This window comes from Syntrophaceticus schinkii (assembly GCF_000946815.1).
In the GTDB taxonomy this organism is placed as follows: domain Bacteria; phylum Bacillota; class DSM-12270; order Thermacetogeniales; family Thermacetogeniaceae; genus Syntrophaceticus; species Syntrophaceticus schinkii.
Genome location: NZ_CDRZ01000034.1, coordinates 1 through 16,429, shown reverse-complemented (window position 1 = coordinate 16,429; position 16,429 = coordinate 1). Strand labels below are relative to the sequence as shown.

General features: G+C 44.3%; 17 protein-coding genes and 2 pseudogenes. 9 read left to right on the top strand and 10 right to left on the bottom strand.

The window, feature by feature from the left end; all coding sequences use genetic code 11:
* Positions 1–366: 366 nt before the first annotated feature.
* From SSCH_RS02705 to SSCH_RS02695, 4 genes and pseudogenes are all read left to right on the top strand, one after another.
* Positions 367–831: pseudogene (locus SSCH_RS02705) on the top strand (RNA polymerase sigma factor); the annotation flags it as partial.
* Positions 828–1,712, top strand: coding sequence for a zf-HC2 domain-containing protein (locus SSCH_RS02700; RefSeq protein ID WP_044664122.1), 885 nt, complete (start codon positions 828–830; stop codon positions 1,710–1,712). The pseudogene SSCH_RS02705 and the gene SSCH_RS02700, both read left to right, overlap by 4 nt.
* 173 nt (positions 1,713–1,885) lie before the next feature.
* Complete coding sequence (locus SSCH_RS21590) at positions 1,886–1,978, top strand: YjbQ family protein (RefSeq protein WP_198142119.1); 93 nt, start codon at positions 1,886–1,888, stop codon at positions 1,976–1,978.
* 104 nt (positions 1,979–2,082) lie between these two features.
* Positions 2,083–3,307 (top strand): annotated as a pseudogene (locus SSCH_RS02695) (NAD(P)/FAD-dependent oxidoreductase).
* 50 nt (positions 3,308–3,357) lie between these two features.
* Here the strand turns inward: SSCH_RS02695 and SSCH_RS02690 are convergent.
* The 3 genes from SSCH_RS02690 to SSCH_RS02675 all read right to left on the bottom strand — a co-directional run bounded on the left by SSCH_RS02690 (position 3,358) and on the right by SSCH_RS02675 (position 5,877).
* Positions 3,358–4,563, bottom strand: coding sequence for an ABC transporter permease (locus SSCH_RS02690; protein ID WP_044664121.1), 1,206 nt, complete (start codon positions 4,561–4,563; stop codon positions 3,358–3,360).
* A complete protein-coding gene (locus SSCH_RS02685; RefSeq protein WP_044664120.1) occupies positions 4,550–5,479 on the bottom strand; it encodes an ABC transporter ATP-binding protein in 930 nt (309 codons plus the stop codon). The genes SSCH_RS02690 and SSCH_RS02685 overlap by 14 nt, the downstream gene beginning before the upstream one ends.
* A 197-nt stretch (positions 5,480–5,676) precedes the next feature.
* Positions 5,677–5,877: a hypothetical protein gene (locus SSCH_RS02675; RefSeq protein ID WP_156972049.1), complete on the bottom strand. Its 201-nt coding sequence runs from the start codon at positions 5,875–5,877 to the stop codon at positions 5,677–5,679.
* Between the two features lie 130 nt (positions 5,878–6,007).
* Between SSCH_RS02675 and SSCH_RS18735 the strand changes: the two genes are divergently transcribed.
* Together SSCH_RS18735 and SSCH_RS02670 are read left to right on the top strand one after the other, a co-directional pair.
* On the top strand, positions 6,008–6,268 hold the full coding sequence (locus SSCH_RS18735) for a hypothetical protein (protein WP_198142117.1): 261 nt from the start codon (positions 6,008–6,010) through the stop codon (positions 6,266–6,268).
* Between the two features lie 29 nt (positions 6,269–6,297).
* Positions 6,298–7,326: an alpha/beta hydrolase family protein gene (locus SSCH_RS02670; protein ID WP_198142116.1), complete on the top strand. Its 1,029-nt coding sequence runs from the start codon at positions 6,298–6,300 to the stop codon at positions 7,324–7,326.
* On the opposite strand, the gene SSCH_RS16080 is transcribed toward SSCH_RS02670, so the two are convergent.
* Complete coding sequence (locus SSCH_RS16080; protein ID WP_052835225.1) at positions 7,321–8,019, bottom strand: zinc ribbon domain-containing protein; 699 nt, start codon at positions 8,017–8,019, stop codon at positions 7,321–7,323. The two genes, SSCH_RS02670 and SSCH_RS16080, sit on opposite strands and share 6 nt — an antisense overlap.
* Positions 8,020–8,422: 403 nt before the next feature.
* On the opposite strand from SSCH_RS16080, the gene SSCH_RS02660 reads away from it, so the two are divergent.
* The 3 genes from SSCH_RS02660 to SSCH_RS02650 are packed head-to-tail and all read left to right on the top strand — an operon-like array spanning position 8,423 to position 11,071.
* Entirely contained in the window at positions 8,423–9,391 is a 969-nt protein-coding gene (locus SSCH_RS02660; protein WP_198142115.1) for an ABC transporter ATP-binding protein, read from the top strand.
* Positions 9,391–10,272 (top strand): ABC transporter ATP-binding protein, encoded by an 882-nt coding sequence (locus tag SSCH_RS02655; protein WP_044664117.1) that lies wholly within the window; start codon positions 9,391–9,393, stop codon positions 10,270–10,272. The genes SSCH_RS02660 and SSCH_RS02655 overlap by 1 nt, the downstream gene beginning before the upstream one ends.
* Before the next feature lie 13 nt (positions 10,273–10,285).
* Positions 10,286–11,071 carry an ABC transporter permease subunit gene (locus SSCH_RS02650; RefSeq protein ID WP_044664116.1) on the top strand — a complete coding sequence of 262 codons (786 nt, stop codon included), beginning with the start codon at positions 10,286–10,288 and terminating at the stop codon, positions 11,069–11,071.
* On the opposite strand, the gene galE is transcribed toward SSCH_RS02650, so the two are convergent.
* The 6 genes from galE to SSCH_RS02625 all read right to left on the bottom strand — a co-directional run bounded on the left by galE (position 11,046) and on the right by SSCH_RS02625 (position 16,159).
* Positions 11,046–12,173, bottom strand: coding sequence for a UDP-glucose 4-epimerase GalE (galE, locus tag SSCH_RS02645; protein ID WP_232294176.1), 1,128 nt, complete (start codon positions 12,171–12,173; stop codon positions 11,046–11,048). The two genes, SSCH_RS02650 and galE, sit on opposite strands and share 26 nt — an antisense overlap.
* An 809-nt stretch (positions 12,174–12,982) precedes the next feature.
* Positions 12,983–13,393 carry an ArsR/SmtB family transcription factor gene (locus SSCH_RS02640; RefSeq protein WP_044664115.1) on the bottom strand — a complete coding sequence of 137 codons (411 nt, stop codon included), beginning with the start codon at positions 13,391–13,393 and terminating at the stop codon, positions 12,983–12,985.
* 98 nt (positions 13,394–13,491) lie between these two features.
* Positions 13,492–14,868: a radical SAM protein gene (locus SSCH_RS02635; RefSeq protein ID WP_232294175.1), complete on the bottom strand. Its 1,377-nt coding sequence runs from the start codon at positions 14,866–14,868 to the stop codon at positions 13,492–13,494.
* 596 nt (positions 14,869–15,464) lie between these two features.
* Positions 15,465–15,692, bottom strand: coding sequence for a HEPN domain-containing protein (locus tag SSCH_RS02630; RefSeq protein ID WP_232294174.1), 228 nt, complete (start codon positions 15,690–15,692; stop codon positions 15,465–15,467).
* A 25-nt stretch (positions 15,693–15,717) separates the two neighbouring features.
* Positions 15,718–15,843: a hypothetical protein gene (locus tag SSCH_RS20710; RefSeq protein ID WP_269746102.1), complete on the bottom strand. Its 126-nt coding sequence runs from the start codon at positions 15,841–15,843 to the stop codon at positions 15,718–15,720.
* Positions 15,836–16,159, bottom strand: a complete 324-nt coding sequence (locus SSCH_RS02625) for a nucleotidyltransferase domain-containing protein (RefSeq protein ID WP_044664124.1) — start codon at positions 16,157–16,159, stop codon at positions 15,836–15,838. The genes SSCH_RS20710 and SSCH_RS02625 overlap by 8 nt, the downstream gene beginning before the upstream one ends.
* Between the last annotated feature and the right edge of the window lie 270 nt (positions 16,160–16,429).

Here is a 16,429-nt window from a genome sequence, read left to right as displayed (position 1 = left end):
AAGTCTCGCGTAACGGAGGTGCTATAGTTCGGATCTTGTTTTTACATACCTACAAGGAATTGAAACACAGGAAATATATTTAGTCCCCGCAGTACCTTTTTCCTTGTTTTAGCATACCTAGGAATTGAAACAATCCGAACTAACGGGCAGTATAACGCGGTAATGGCACGGCGGTGTGGTCGTACATATCCCCTTCCGCAATAATGGTTCGATAGCTTTTTCCTGCTCATCTAGCCCAAAAGGCAATAAAGCAAGCCTGGCGAAATGAGATATGGGAAGCGGCTGACCCCACCGTTTGTAAGATTTACGCTTTTTGTGCGTCTTATAGATGAGGATGTGAGAAAGTGAACGAGCTTTGAGCAGGTTTATCAAACATATTTCCGCGATGTATTCTTGTATATAAAGAAGATATCAGGCAATGAGCAAATAGCAGAAGATATTACAAGCGAAACCTTTTTAAAGGCAATGGCCGCAATTGACGGGTTTCGTGGCTCATGTAATATCCGCGTTTGGCTTTGCCAGATTGCGAAGAATTGCTATTGCTCATATTTGAGAAAGAACGGCAGGCTGCAGACTGCTGAGTTGTTACCCGATATAAAGGATACAACCGACATTGAGGCTCTTATCATTTCGTCCGAGGAAATGATGAAAATAAATCAAGTGCTGCATGAACTTGATGAGCCGTATAAAGAAGTGTTTTCCCTGCGCGTGTTTGGTGAACTGAGCTTCAAACAGATTGGCGCCTTGTTTAATAAAAGTGAAAACTGGGCATGTGTCACTTATCACCGTTCCAGAAAGAAAATTCAAGACGCAATGGAGGGAAATTTATGAAGTTATCTTGTAAGATAATCAGTGACCTGCTGCCATTATATGTGGAAGATCTTGCAAGCGAGGACAGCCGGAAAGCAGTTGAGGAACATATTGCGACCTGCTCTGCCTGCCGGAAGAATCTTGAGGATATGCGTAAACAGGAAGATAGCATAACAATAGAAGACATACCGCTGAAAAAGGTGAAAGCGACGCTGCAGAAGCAAAGACTAAAGGCAATTGCCCTGACTGCAGTTTTAGTTCTGGCACTTGCTGTTTCAATTATTGCTTTTCTTACAACACCCGAATATCTGCCGTATTCGGATAATATGTTTACTTTTAGTGAAAACGAGGATGGTACAATCATTGTTACTGTCAACAAAGCCATCAGCGGGTACGATGTTGACGAATATTTTGACCCGGATAATACTTCTGTATATATCTATAATATCTCCGTTTGGAAATATCAGTTCGGCAAAAGAAGTGTTGGACAAAACATCGTGTTAAAACCAGCCAACGCTGAGAATGCAGCTGTTTTTTATCATACCGATGGCGCGGAGGATACCTTTGTTTACGGTTATAACCCTGATCCCGACCGTGGTATCATCACACTGCCGCGGCTGGTATTGGGCTATTATATTTTTATTGCGATCATGCTGATCATGATCTTGGGAGTTTTGCTGCTCAGTTTCCGCAAAGATACGAAAGCAAAACGGGTCCTTGAATATATAATTGGTATTCCTGCTGCGTATCTGATTGGTCATCTCTGTATTAAGGGCTTTACGACAACTACTTATTCTGTAACGCGTGATTTATTTGCGATCATGACCGTTGCAGTTCTGCTTTATTGCGCACTGTTGCTGACCGCGGGTTTAATTAGAAAGAAGAAAGAAAAAAGGCATTAGGAACATGAAGGTGACTGCTAAAAGCAAAAAGGCAAGCCTGGTAAATGAGATGTGGGAAGCGGGATGTTGGAGGTAGGAGGTGGGAATAAGTAAATTACTCAAGCCTGACCCCATCATTGAAATCCTGCCATGCATCAACTAAACTATAGATTACGGAATATTGATGCCGCAGACTGGGGCTCTCCACCTGGCAGAATATCTTTTTCTGCGAATTCGACGGCCCGCGGAAAAGGCGCCGCGTTGTTGTGACCGTCATCGGCTCCTAGAGTCCCTGAGACTAGCCCTGAACAGAAAGTAAATTACTCAAGCCTGACCCCATTGGAGGATAGGATATGCAAAGAGTGATAGTAGTCGGCGGTGGGCCCGCAGGATGATGGCGGCGGCTGCTGCGGCTGAGAATGGTGCAAAGGTAACCCTGCTGGAGAAGAAGGAGCAAGTGGGGAAAAAGCTTAAGCTGACCGGAAAGGGTCGCTGCAACATTACTTCGGCTCTGGAAGGGGCGAATTTTATTTCCGGCTATGCCGGTAACGGACGTTTTCTATATAGCGCCCTGAACCAGTTTTCCAATCAGGATTTGGTTAACTTCTTTAATAAACGAGGGTTGGCAACGGTTACTGAACGCGGTCAGCGGGTCTTTCCTGCCAGTGGTCGGGCAGAGGATGTGGTACAGATTTTACCGGAACATGCTAAATAATAGTGTGGAAATTATTTGTAAGCACCGGGTACAGGGTGTGGAAATAGAAGCTTCCCAGATTAAGGGAATCAAGGCAGGTGAGGGAGTTCTTCCCTGTGCTACTGCCATCATCGCTACCGGAGGGATGTCATACCCGGGTACCGGGTCTACCGGAGATGGATACGATTGGGCGCGAGCTGCCGGGCATCGCATCATCCCGCCCCGCCCTGGATTGGTACCGCTGGTTGCCAACGAAGAATGGGTAAAAGAACTACAGGGCCTAAATCTTAAAAATGTAGAGGCCAGTGCCTACCGGTTGGATGGCAGCCGTATTAACCAGGAGTTTGGAGAAATGCTTTTTACCCATTTTGGTGTATCAGGACCAATTATTTTGAGCATGAGCCGGGATATAGGTGAAGTGCTTTATAGCAGGCAGGAAACAGTGCGGTTGTGCATAGACCTGAAACCGGCCTTAACTGAGGAAAAACTGGATGCGCGATTGCAGCGTGATTTAGATATCTATTCTCGGCGTCAGTTTAAGAACTCACTGGACCGCCTTTTACCTAAAAAATTGATCCCAGTTATAGTAGCATTAAGCGCTATAGACGGGAACAAGGAAAGCAACCAGGTGACCCGGGTGGAGCGTAGAAAATTGCTGCAACTGTTCAAGAGTTTGGAAATAACTATCACCGCTACCCGTCCTATTAGCGAAGCTATAGTTACTGCCGGAGGAGTAGAGGTTAAGGGAATCAATCCCAAGACCATGGAGTCAAAGTTAGTAAAAGGTTTGTATTTTGCCGGTGAAATACTGGATGTAGATGGCTACACCGGAGGATTTAATCTGCAGGCAGCATTTTCCACCGGATACCTGGCGGGAAAGTCGGCTGCGAACACTGCATGCCTCTGCCACCTAAAGCAATAAAGCAAACCTGCCCTGGTTCAATAAGTAAATTACTCAAGCCTGACCCCGTTTTAGTAATTCTTATGCATCATTTTCCCGATCTCTTTAACTGAGATCGTCCTCTCAAACTGCAGCAGGCCGCGGCTGAAGATGCGCGCTCCGAGGTAGATAAAGAAAACCACCCCGAGCATCAAAACAGCGAAAGTGGAGGCCAGTTCCCACCATGGCAAGGTAGTGGCTCCGATGCGCATCAGCATTGTTGCCGGTGTGAAGATGGGGATATAGCTGCAGATCTTCACCCACAGTGCGTTGGGGGACATCACAATGGCGCCTGAGGCGAACATGGGGATCATCGGGATGATCACAACCATGCCCTGTATCTGGCTGCCCCCCTCGGCATCTTTCATCGTCGCTCCCATAGCCGCAAAGAGGGCGGCAAACATCACGTAGCCGCCAATAAAAAAGAGCGCCACGGGAAAGAGCTCTGCGGGGCTCATGCCCACCTGGCTCAGATCCATGAAGCGGCTGGCTGCTGCCAGCCCTACCGCCAGCCAGATCCCGATCTGCAGCAGGCCGAGAAGGCCGAAGCCGATAATTTTACCGAGAAGTAGTTCGAGCGCGGATACTGATGAGAGCAGTATCTCGATGATGCGGTTGCGCTTCTCCTTGATCACCCCGTACATGAGCACCTGTCCCGAGATCATCACGGCAATAATCAGGACTATGCTGAAGAAGAAAGGAGCGATCGATGCGGCCATGGAAAACTCTTCGCCGCTTACACTGCGCGAATGTAAAACTACCGGCGCGGTGGCCAGGTTGATTTCCTCCGCGGTCAGCCCGATCTTCTCCATCCGGTAAAGAGTGAGCGCCGTTGTGACCGCCTCGTTGAGTGCCCCTATCTTCGCCTCTTTGGCATCGCGGACATAGTAGTCGATCATCCCGCTTTGCATGTTCTCCTTGGTAAAGATGAGGTAGCCGTTCAGTTGGCGATCTTCTACCTGTTCGGCCAGCTGCTCCCGCTGTGCGGGATCATGCAGGGTCACTTTCACCGGAGAGTCAGCAAGGTTAGATTCCAGGTAGGGAAAGAACTCCCCTGTTTCGTCGATTACCGCTACCTGCATCTCCTCTTTCAAGATGCTCGTACCGGCATAATAGCTGATTCCGGCTGACAGGAGCATGATTAAAGGCATCATCAGGGTTGTTATCAGGAAAACCGGACTTTTCAGGTTTTTTAGAAATTCCCAGCGAAAAACTCTGAAAACATTAGGCCACTTCAATATCTTCACCCCTTTCGCGGACGGTCTCAATGAAAATCTCGTGCAGCGGAGGCTTCTCCACAGTAATGGTGCTAACCGTCAGCCTCGACCCGAACTCCTGCAGCAGGGCATTGATGCCGGCGCTGCCGCTGTAGCGCATTACCGCCAGCCCCGGCTGTTCCCGCAATATCCGCAGCCCTGGAATCTTCTTCAGAAAGCCGCTCTCCTCAGCGGGGTTGTAGCGCAGCTCGACAAGATGCTCTTTATAGCTTTCTTTGATCGCCTGCAGCTTCCCAGAGAGGACTTCGCGGCCGTGATTGATCAGAAAGATCGAATCACAGAGCTCTTCGACCAGGTTCATCTGGTGGGCAGAGAGCAGCACTGTAGTCCCGCCATCCTGCAGCTCGCGAATGATCTCTTTGAAGAAATCCTGGTTCACCGGATCAAGTCCCGAAAAGGGCTCGTCAAAGAGGACCAGCTCCGGGCGGTGCAAGATCGAGGCAATAAATTGTACCTTCTGCTGCATCCCCTTGGAGAGCTTCTCCAGCTTCTGATCCGCATAATCGCCCAGGTCAAGCCGCTCCAGCCATTGCAGCGCCTCCCGCCGCGCTTCCCTGGCAGGTCTCCCCTTCAAGTCAGCCAGGTAAAGCAGGTTCTCGATGACCCGGGCATCATCATAAAGACCCCTCTCCTCAGGCAGGTAGCCGATCTTGCCTTTATCGAGCTGTTGGGGACGCCCGCCAAAATTAAAGCAAATCTCACCTGCATCGGGAGTCAGAATACCCATGATCATACGAATGGCCGTAGTCTTGCCCGCCCCATTCGGCCCGAGCAGCCCCATAACCTCGCCGCGGATTACGCTTAAGCTTATCCCGTCGACCGCCTTCTTGGGTCCGAAACTTTTGGTCAGACCCTTCACATTAAGAATCGTCTCCATGGAAAAACCTCCTTTCTCACTTTTTTCATATTCTTTAAGTTAATGCCGGGTTCCTTCTTATGATTTTTCCTGATGTCTTCAGTTGCTCTTTGCATATGCACTTGATTTGTCATCATGAATACAGTGTAAAAGTGTATTTTCCCATGGCTTGTTTTCATATCGTTATCGTTAGGTAAACCTAGTAATCTTCTTCACCTTTAAATATATCTGATCCGATTACCACAATTGGTAATATGATAAATTGCTCCATAGTTCCCAAGGCCACTACCAGCTATCAATGGGAAACCTGCCGCCAGACCGCCTAAGGCTTCCCCTCCTACTACTCTTCCCACAAAAACTGCATCAATAAGATAGTATAACCCGTTGACAATCATGGTAGAAATCATGGGCGCCGACATCTGAAACAGCAGTTTAGGTACAGGTGTATTTCCGAGTTGACTTACTTCTCAACGAACCTCTTGTGGTATTTTTAGTGTGTGCTACTCTATTTATTTAGAATATAATAGAAGCTAAATAAAGGAGGAAATCATGACAACCATTATCTTTATTTTATTAATAGCATTTGAAATCATATTTGCATCCTATTGTATTCATACAGCTTCTATACAACCTAAAGTTAAAAGCTATGCACGACTGCTGGGGTTTGGGATTTTTATTATACTTTGTTTCTTAAAGGTTTTTGAATGGGGCATGCGCTGGTATTTACTGGGATTATTATTACTGATACTTGCTGTAAAAGGTGTATACATTCTGATTTCAACAGCGAAAAAAGACAAAACAATTTCGTAAAAAGAAGTGTTATTCTTAAAGCAACCGGGATGATTCTAATTTATGCAGTTGTACTCATCCCCGCATTTCTTTTCCCCCAATATCAAGCACCACAGCGAACAGGAAAATATGATGTTGCTACAGCGCAATATACATATACAAGTGATACCATAACAGATTATTATACCGGCAGCAAAAGACAGGTAAATGTCGGTTTCTGGTATCCGATGAATACGGATGGAAAATATCCTCTAGTTGTTTTTTCTCACGGTGCTTTTGGTATTAAGAATAGCAACATTTCTTCATATGAAGATTTAGCCAGTCATGGTTACGTGGTTTGTTCCATCGATCATCCAAGACATTCTTTCTATACTAAATCAGAAAATGGAAAGGTGGTATTAGTTGATAAGGCATATATGAATGAAGTTACCTATTCCAATACGGATGCTTATTATACAAAGAAAGAAACATATGACTTAATACAAAAATGGATGAAAATCCGCACCGATGATATCAGTTTTACAATAGACGCCATCTTGCAATATGCGGCACAGTCTCAACAATCTGACATCATAGAACTGTACCAACTCATAGATTGTGACAAAATAGGTGTATTTGGACATTCCATGGGAGCAGCTGCAAGTGTACAGATAGGAAGAGAGCGAAAGGACGTGGACGCTGTGATCAATATTGATGGCCCATATTTTAGTGAAATGGTTTATGATTCTAAGATAGATGAATTTATTGCGACTAAAGAACCATATGATACACCTATTCTGAATATTTACTCTGATCAGGTATGGGTACAACTTAAGGACGGCACCAATACGGGAGTCTATGCAGGCAATAAAATATCTGATCAAATATGCAAGGAAGTCTATGACGTGTATCTAAAGGGTACTAAGCACCTAACTCTCACAGATCTTGCCATAGTATCCCCATTTCTCACCAACCTGCTAAATGGAGGGGAAGCAGAGGTGGATGCTAGAGAGAGTATCGAGTTTGAAAACAGTCTAATCTTGGAATTTTTCAATGCCACATTAAAAGGAGAAGGAAAATTTTCCTCTGAAAATTTATGAATGATTACCATCCCCATGCTGAGGCGCAGCTTTGGGCTCACTAACCTCTGTCCCGCAGTAAACACAAAACCTTGCTCCCGGCTTTAATGCTGAACCACACTTTGGACAGCTACTTGCAGCAGTGGGTTGTGGTAATTCCTGACCACACGCACCGCAGAACTTCGACTTGACTACACTAGTACCACACGCAGGGCAGACAACTGTACCACCTATGGTCGTTTTCTTTTCCTTCACAATAACGTCAGCGATTTTCCCTGAACTGGTGAAGAGCACAGCAGTGAGCCGGTAGATCGGGAGAATAGCCGCACACAGAAAAACTACCGGATAGAGCCACATAATATTGCTCTCATCCAACAACGGGATAAAAAGCCCCTCAAATGCCCTGTAAGCAATAATGATGGCGGCAAGAATCGCTATATTATAGATGATCGGGTTTAATTCAGGAAATTCAGGAATAATTCTTTCTACCCGAACGGCAATATCTTTACCAAAAATAACAACAATGGCCACAATGATCACGGAGATGACCATAGATGCGATATATGCAACAGTGATGGTATCGTATACTTCAATATCCATTGCAGGAAGCCTAACCACAATAGCATTGATAATCCCTAAAATAACCAACGTAATAATAAAACTAACAACCCGCCGTACTAATTCTGAAAGCTCCTCCTTGGCAACCATCATCATCGTTCTCCTCCTTTTATACTTGAACTTCTATCCGCAATCAGCTGGCTTTGAAGTCGGCTGAGTAATGATTGCGCTCATACTTCCATTGTAACGTATTTTCCGTGTCCTGTGTCACAACTCTGGGCAGTATTATATGTTTGTTACACAGCTTTAAACCACTGCATCATGATTATAATAGGTAACATCACATTCGACAAAAGTTCGGAGGTAACCGGTACCTTTGCTCGCTTTCAATCATTCCAAGTATATTGTACACTTTATAGGAGGATTTTTTGTGTCTCGTTTCATATTGTTGGATAACTACACCGTTAAAGATGAAGAAATCGAAAATCTTGATTTGTGATAAATGGAATACGGAAGCCTTTGCCTGGCAAAACGAGATGTGGGAAGTAGGAGGTTGGATGTGGGAAAAAGTAAATTACTCAATTACTCAAGCCTGACCCCTTTTATAATTCAGATTGAGCATCTAACGAAAGATTATGGTTATCATCGTGGTGTGTTCGACGTTTCCTTTAACGTTGAAAAGGGTGAAATTTATGGCTTCTTGGGGCCGAACGGAGCAGGTAAAACCACTGTAATCCGGCATATCATGGGATTTTCCCGTCCGCAGAAGGGGCACACCTTTGTAAATGGGTTGAACAGCTGGAAAAACGCAAGCGAAATCCAAAAGAATCTTGGCTATCTGCCGGGTGAAATTGCAATGCCTGCATCACTGACCGGAACAGAGTTTATTAAGATGATGGCAGAACTGCGTGGCATGAAAGATATGACTCACACCAATTATTTAATTGAAAAATTTGAGCTTGATCCCTCCGGCAAATTGAATCGCATGCCTCTGGGTATCAAACGAAAACTGGCCATTGTGGTGGCTTTTATGAATGATCCCGATGTGCTTGTTTTGGATGAGCCGACAAGCGGCCTTGATCCAATTATGCAAAATATCTTTATTGAATTAATCAAAGAGGAAAGAGAAAAAGGCAAAACCATTCTGATGGCAAGCCATATCTTTCACGAGGTAGACGCTACCTGTGACAAAGTATCCATTATCAAGGACGGACGATTAATATCAACCTTCGACCCGGACCAACTGCGCAGCAATACAAGCAAAACCTTTAAATTCGAATTCAATATTAAAGAACAGTTTGAGCGTTTTTGTAGAGATGTTAAATCACAGCGAACACTTGAGGTAAAAGCCCTCAAATGTGACAAATGCCAAGCGGTAATATCTGTAGCTGATGCCGATATAAACAGCTTTATCAACTTCATAGCTGATTATGACTTAAAGTTTTTTTCCGAAATCAAGTTTACACTGGAAGATTATTTTATGAAATTTTACGGCCGCAGCACAAACGATGAGGCGGGTGCTGAATAATGCCGTTAATTGAAATTAAAAACCTGACAAAAGATTATGGCGAAGGAAAAGGCATTTTTGACATCAACCTTTCCATTGAAAAAGGTGAGGTGTTCGGTTATGTGGGCATCAACGGAGCAGGTAAAACCACGACGATTCGGCATATGATGGGATTTATAAAACCAGAGAGCGGGAGTGCAGCAATAAACAAATTAGATTGTTGGAAAGATTCATCTGAAATTAAAAAAATCGTCGGCTATGTTCCTGGCGAAATCGCCTTTCCAGATGCACCGACAGGAACAGAATTTCTAAAAAGGCAAGCGGAACTGTTAGGACTCAAAAGCATGTCCTTTGCAGAAACAATAATAAGTAAGCTGCAGCTCGATCCATCTGCTAATTTAAAAAGAATGTCTAAAGGGATGAAGCAGAAAACGGCTATTGTCGCTGCCTTGATGGCCGATCCTGATATCCTGATTCTAGATGAGCCCACAACCGGGCTTGATCCCCTGATGAGATCAGAATTTATTGCCATTCTTAAGGAAGAAAAGAAAAGAGGCAAAACGATTTTCATGACGAGCCATATGTTTGAAGAAGTCGAACAAACATGTGACAAAGTGGCCTTTATAAAAGACGGTAAAATTATCGCTGTGAAGCCAACCGATGAGATAAAACACCATGAAGAAAAGGTTTATCAAATTGAGTTTACATCTCATGAGGATTATCTGCGATTTTTGTCAGAGGAGTTTGAGTTTGCGAATAAAGAAGAAAGTAAAAACCAGGTCACTTTAAATGTGCATGACCGTCAGATCAACGCTTTATTCAAAGCGCTGAAAAGATATCATATTAAGTCGATCACAGAAATCAAATACACCCTTGAAAAATACTTTAAAAGCTTATACTAAAGGGGGAGAATTAATGTTCAGCAAAACAATTTTCAAGCAAACATGCAAAGCAAATTTTAAATTATGGCTGATCATCACGCTGATCACAAGCGTTTTTTGTGTAATACTCGTTGCGGTTTTTGAACCAGAAACGATTTCTAATTTGACAGATCTGATAAAAGGCACACCGCTTGAAAATATTTTAGAAGAGCAGACATTTCTTGGTATGCTCGCCCAGACTTTCTATTCGATCCATGGGGTTATTTTACCAATAATATTTATTATCATAACCGCCAACAGCCTGATCGCCTCACAAGTAGACAAAGGATCTATGGCTTACCTACTATCGACCCCTATCAAAAGAAGTGCAGTAGTGGGAACACAAGCAGTCTACCTGATCACATCAATTTTAATGATGTTGATTATCTTCACAATCGTTGGCCTTTTTTCCATTCATCTTTTCCAGGGTGACATCGATGTCAGCATCACAGATTTATTGCTGCTCAATTTAGGTTTGTTTTTACTAATGTTTGCCATCAGCAGTATTTCGTTTTTATTTTCCTGTATCTTCAATTTATCGAAGAACTCCCTGGCTCTGGGTGCAGGAATACCCATCGCTTTCTTTCTCTTTCAAATTATGTCCAAGGTGGATGAAAGCCTTGAAGGGTTTAAATATCTAACACTGAATTCACTGTTTGATACAGATGCAATCCTAAACGGCAGCAGCTATTTGATGCAGTTTATTGCACTTGCTGCTGTTGGGGTTGTGCTTTATGGGATTGGGATGCGAATCTTTATGGAGAAGGATTTGCCGCTGTGAGATGACCCCATTTCCAGGCATCACGGCACATTTCTTTTATGCCGCGCTTAGCTGTCCAACCGAGTTCTGCCTTTGCCTTGCTGGCATCGGCATAACACTCGGCGATGTCACCAGGTCTTCTATCCACAATTTCATAAGGAACTTTGACACCATTGACTTCCTGGAAGGCATTCACTAATTCCAGCACAGAAGTCCCCCGGCCAGTCCCTAGATTATAGACATGCACACCAGCCGTTAAGTTCTCAAGAGCAGCAACATGCCCTTCCGCAAGGTCCACCACATGAATATAGTCCCTTACCCCGGTGCCATCTGCAGTCGGATAGTCATTGCCAAAGACTCGTAACTTTTCAAGTTTCCCATTGGCAACCTGAGTTATAAAAGGCATTAGATTATTGGGAATACCGCGGGGATCTTCGCCGATTAATCCGCTCTCATGGGCTCCCACCGGGTTGAAATATCTAAGCAGCGAGACGGAAAAGCCTGGGTTTGCTTTAGCAATATCGGTCAAAACCCGTTCACTGATCACTTTGGTTTCACCATAAGGGTTAGTAGTAGGAAGAAGTCTCATCGTCTCCACAAATGGAACTTCATTCTCTCCATACACTGTAGCCGATGAACTAAAAACAAATTGCTTCACTCCGTATTTCAGGCAGTATTTAGCCAGCACCATGGTGCTGACAGTGTTGTTGTAATAATATTTTAAAGGGAACTCAACAGACTCACCCACAGCTTTAAAACCGGCAAAATGAATGATCCCATCAAAAGAGTGATTAGAGAAGATAGCATCCACCGCTGCTTCATCTGTCACATCTTTCTGATAGAATGTAAGATCTTTCTTCGTTATTTGTTTTATTCTGTCTATCGTCTGAATCTTACTGTTGCAAAGATTGTCAACAACGGTCACTACATGCCCTGCTTCCAGCAAGGCAACACAGGTGTGCGAACCTATATATCCGGCACCACCTGTAACTAAGATGCGCTGGGCGATGCACTGGGGACGGTTCCTAGCGCATTTCTGGGAGGTACCAGGGACGACAAGGGAATGGTTCTTATGGTCAGGTCGGCCAAATATTTGCATCTTCGTAACACCTCTTTTAAACACCTTTTATTTATATAAATCTATAATTACATTTTCGACAGCGCTCGCCGGCACTAAATTATAGGTATGCGCTTCTTCTTCAGCCGGTTCTACCCATCATCTCCCGGGATAAGAGGCAATAGGGCAATTCATGAATCGCCTGCACTCGCACTCGCACTCGCACAAGAATCTCAACCCATCTTCCTAACATTATTCGCTGTCTGGGATGTTAATCCCTGTCATTTGTGGCTGCCCTCTATCAATGAATTACTCAAGTCTGCCCCCAAGATGGAAAACTGAGCTGGTCAAAGCTATGACCGATATTGATACTGACCGCTTAAAGGATGAAAAGGCAATTAGGCAGGGCTTAACATTTATAACAGCCCCAACTCTGCCCAACAAAAACCGCCCCACTGGGGAAAATGTCGTATTGGTAAGATTCAGTGAAAAATGGCCAAAATGATGCCTATTTTTCTTATGCTAGTAAATATATAGAGGGATTACCTGGTAGTTTGGCGAAAAAGCAATACAAAGGCGGAGGGCAATAAATATAACAATGAGAACTGTTATCCACCCAAGTTATCATCAACAATTTTGAAGAACCTCTGGATGAATATAATAGAACATTTCATACTACACAGTGATTTTTTAACCCCTGAGCAGCGCAATTCACTTTAGGCCATGAACTGGCTCATGTATGGTTAGGCTCTAGCGCTATTTTTGAATGCTCAAGTGCAAGATAGTGGTTTGATGCTAGATCCCTGACATGCATATTAGTTCGATACGCAGAAATGCACCAGGAACCGTCCCCGATGCATTTCTGCCACCAAAGTCTACCATGGTTTCTTTCTTTCCTGCGGGTCCTCGAGGTCCTCGATTACATTTTGGACAAATTCTGCTGTTTTGCGATCCTTTAAGCTGTAAAAGACGTGTTTGCCTTCTTTGCGGTTTTTCACCAACCCTATATCCCTCAAAACACGCAGGTGATGGGAAGCCACCTGCATTGTGGTTCCGATAATATCAGCTACATCACGAACACAAAGCTCCTCACGGGAGAGGGCATGAATAATCTTCAACCTGTTATCATCAGCCAAGGCTTTAAAATAAGTCGACAGCCCCTCGGTCTGCACAACCTCTTTTTTCAGCCTGCTGACCTTCCCCTCATCATACGTAAAAATCTCGCAACTATCGGTTTCATCTTCTATGCCTTTATCCTGATTTTCTGTCTTCTTATACTTACTCATAAAATCACCTCATATTCAACCCAAACAAAACAGCCCGGGGTATTATCTCTAATTTATAAAAACCCGGGCTGTCAAATTCTGATCGTAAAAGGTACCAACTACTGTGCTTTCTGGCGAGATGCCCAAATCGGATCCGCCGCAGCCTTCCAGTCAGCTGAGCGCTGGTCAAGGAAGCTGGCAAGCTCTCCGGTTAAAACCGAATCTGCCCCTTCATGTGTGGGGTGCGCTCCTGTTTCCTTGACAATCCGCCGCAGTGCCTCCGGTTGATCAATGATCGGGCAGGGACACAGCATATTATCTGAAAAGGGCTGTCCCTTCTGGTATGCAGTAAAGAGCGGACTGGATATGACCTCTTTAAAACTCTTTTCCCGAATATTATCGACAGAAAAGTGAGCAAAGGCACAGGGCTCTACATCACCGCGGGCATTGATATGGAAGAAGCACTTGCCACCGGCAATACAACCTTCAGTATAGGCACCGTCATTCCAAAAATCCATAATGGGCAGGGGCTTGTTAAACCGGAGATAATTGACCCTCTCCGACAGGTAGGCCCGCTGCTCCGGCAAAATCATCAGATCGGTATCCGGCTGGCGTCCAATAGGTACATAATGGAATGACCACACATATTTAACACCTTGATCGATGAGGAAATCGAGAAACTCATCACTCATGAGTTTATCAACATTATTCCTGGTAATCGTCAGAGATGTTCCGAAGAAGACTCCCCGTTGTTTCAGGCGGTTCATCGCAGCAATGACTTTTTGGAATGTGCCTTTGCCGCGGCGGGCATCTGTTTCTTCTTCCCATCCCTCCAGACTGATGGTGGGTGAAACATTACCCAGCGCTTTCAGCCGGTCAGCCACTTCATCATCGATCCTGGTTCCATTGGTGTAAATCATAAACACCATATCGTTGTGTTTCTCTATCATGTCGAGAAGATAGGGGTAAACAAATGGTTCCCCCCCGGAAATAACAACAGCATAGATCCCCAATTCTTTAGCCTCTGTGAGAATGCGGTCGAAGAGCTCGGGTTCCATCTGGTCATGTTTGGTGTATTCCCCCGCCCAACATCCGGTACACTTCAGGTTGCAGGCACTGGTCGGGTCAATTAAGAATGTATAGGGAACGTGAATACCCTCTTCATCCTGCACCTGTTGGCGGCGGGCCGAGGACAAGGCCAGGCTGTTGAGAAGAAAGTTTGTAACCATCTTGTTACGCACATCCCGGTCAATCTCAGTAAAAATGCTGTTAATATAGGTTCTGATCGCCGGATAATCCTCATAAAAGCCCTGTATATTCCCGGCAAACTCTCTGTGCAGGGGAACTGGGGTCAGCTTCTGGAACATTTTTACGATCTTCGGAATGTTGTTTTCGGGATCACCTTCCAGATAGTTCATTGCCTGGACAATGGCCTTCTCCTGCATATAGCGCTTAGCAGAGTCAAAATTGAATTTCGATGCCTTCTCTTCACTCACAATACTCGCCTCCCCATAATATTGGGTGTTCGGCCAGCGATGTCAGATTTTCTGCTAAGGTCGAACTCACCCTTGACCCGGCTGGAAAGATAATCCCTCCTTTTTTAGAGCCGGAAATCTCTTAGATATTTTTCATTCAAACACTTACTTTAATATTATAATATACCTCTAAACCTATCACGTCAAGATCAATTTTGTTGGATGCACCGGGGACGGTTCCTAGCGCATTTCTGAGGGGGTGCAATCACAAATCTACCGCCGCAGTGATAGTATGCCGCTTGAGTTCCCAGCGCATTTCTGGGAGGTACAATGGGTCGGCGGTTTCAGGCTAGTTGACGGATGAATACAGTTCCCGGCGCATTTCTGATGGTTGCAATGACAAACAATGACAAATAGGTGGCAGGTACCGAAAGAGGCACTAAGGAGGCACTAAGGGGGTCCCTAATAGGTAGGTTTCTCACCCAGAAAGTCGGATGGTAACCGGTACCGTTGCGAGGGGAGGGGTTTTTCTCCCCGGGCTTGCTAAGCTCCAGTGGGATTGGGGTATTATTTCGAGGCTATAACAATTTGTTTTTCTCCTGCTCCTCCGGCACCATCTACGGAGCAATGGCTAGAACAAAATCCCTAACTGCTTTTGCACTATTTAATGCCTGCCGCATATCCTGTTCTTCTAACATAATCTCCATCGGGTATCTTGAATGGATCCCATAAGCTGCCAGGTCAGAACACTGGTCAGCTATATCCTTAAAGGTATCAGACAATTGCAAAGAAAGGTTGCACAATTCGTCTAGATCATGTGTTTTTGGTGGTCTCTTGCCGCACAAAACAAGATATCCTTTAAGATATTTCTCAGCAGATTGCTGGCAGTGATAGCATTTCAATTGGAACAGGATTCATTTTGAGAAGATATTTGGCACTGTCTAAATCCATTGCAGCAAATCTATACCATTCCTGTGCTTGAGTTACTTTATCCATACAACACCATCCCCTCCATTGCGATTTGACGTTCAATACTAGGAGTGGATTTGAGCTGATTAAACTTATCTTTTTTACCTACCATCACATCTACAGGCATTGTTTTTTTATCTCGAATTGCTTTGCGAATTAATCTCATCGCATCAATTTCTCTAATGTTAACATTATCCGATATTACAACATAAAGGTCTAAATCCGACTCAGCATGAGGTGTACCATCAGCATAGGAACCGAACAGGAATATCTGTTCTACAGGAACAGTATCTATAATGATATCTTTTAGAATATTCAACTCATCCTGTATTCGTTTTTCCATATTGGCACCTCCATCTGTTTTCAGGAACATGTTTACCACTTAAATTATATCACATATTCTTCCATCTAGCTATAGTCTGTAGCCAGTACCAGTACTGACGCATCAAAATGTTTAAAAATCTTGCGAGTACAAAAACTGGCGTTTTTATCACCGATTCCGAAGTTTTTTTGAAAAATATCCGTTCTACATGTGGTGGCACATCCTTTTCAAGCTATTTTGCTCCTTTTAACCTACTATAGCACCTTCAAATGGGCATACGGGTAGTGTACA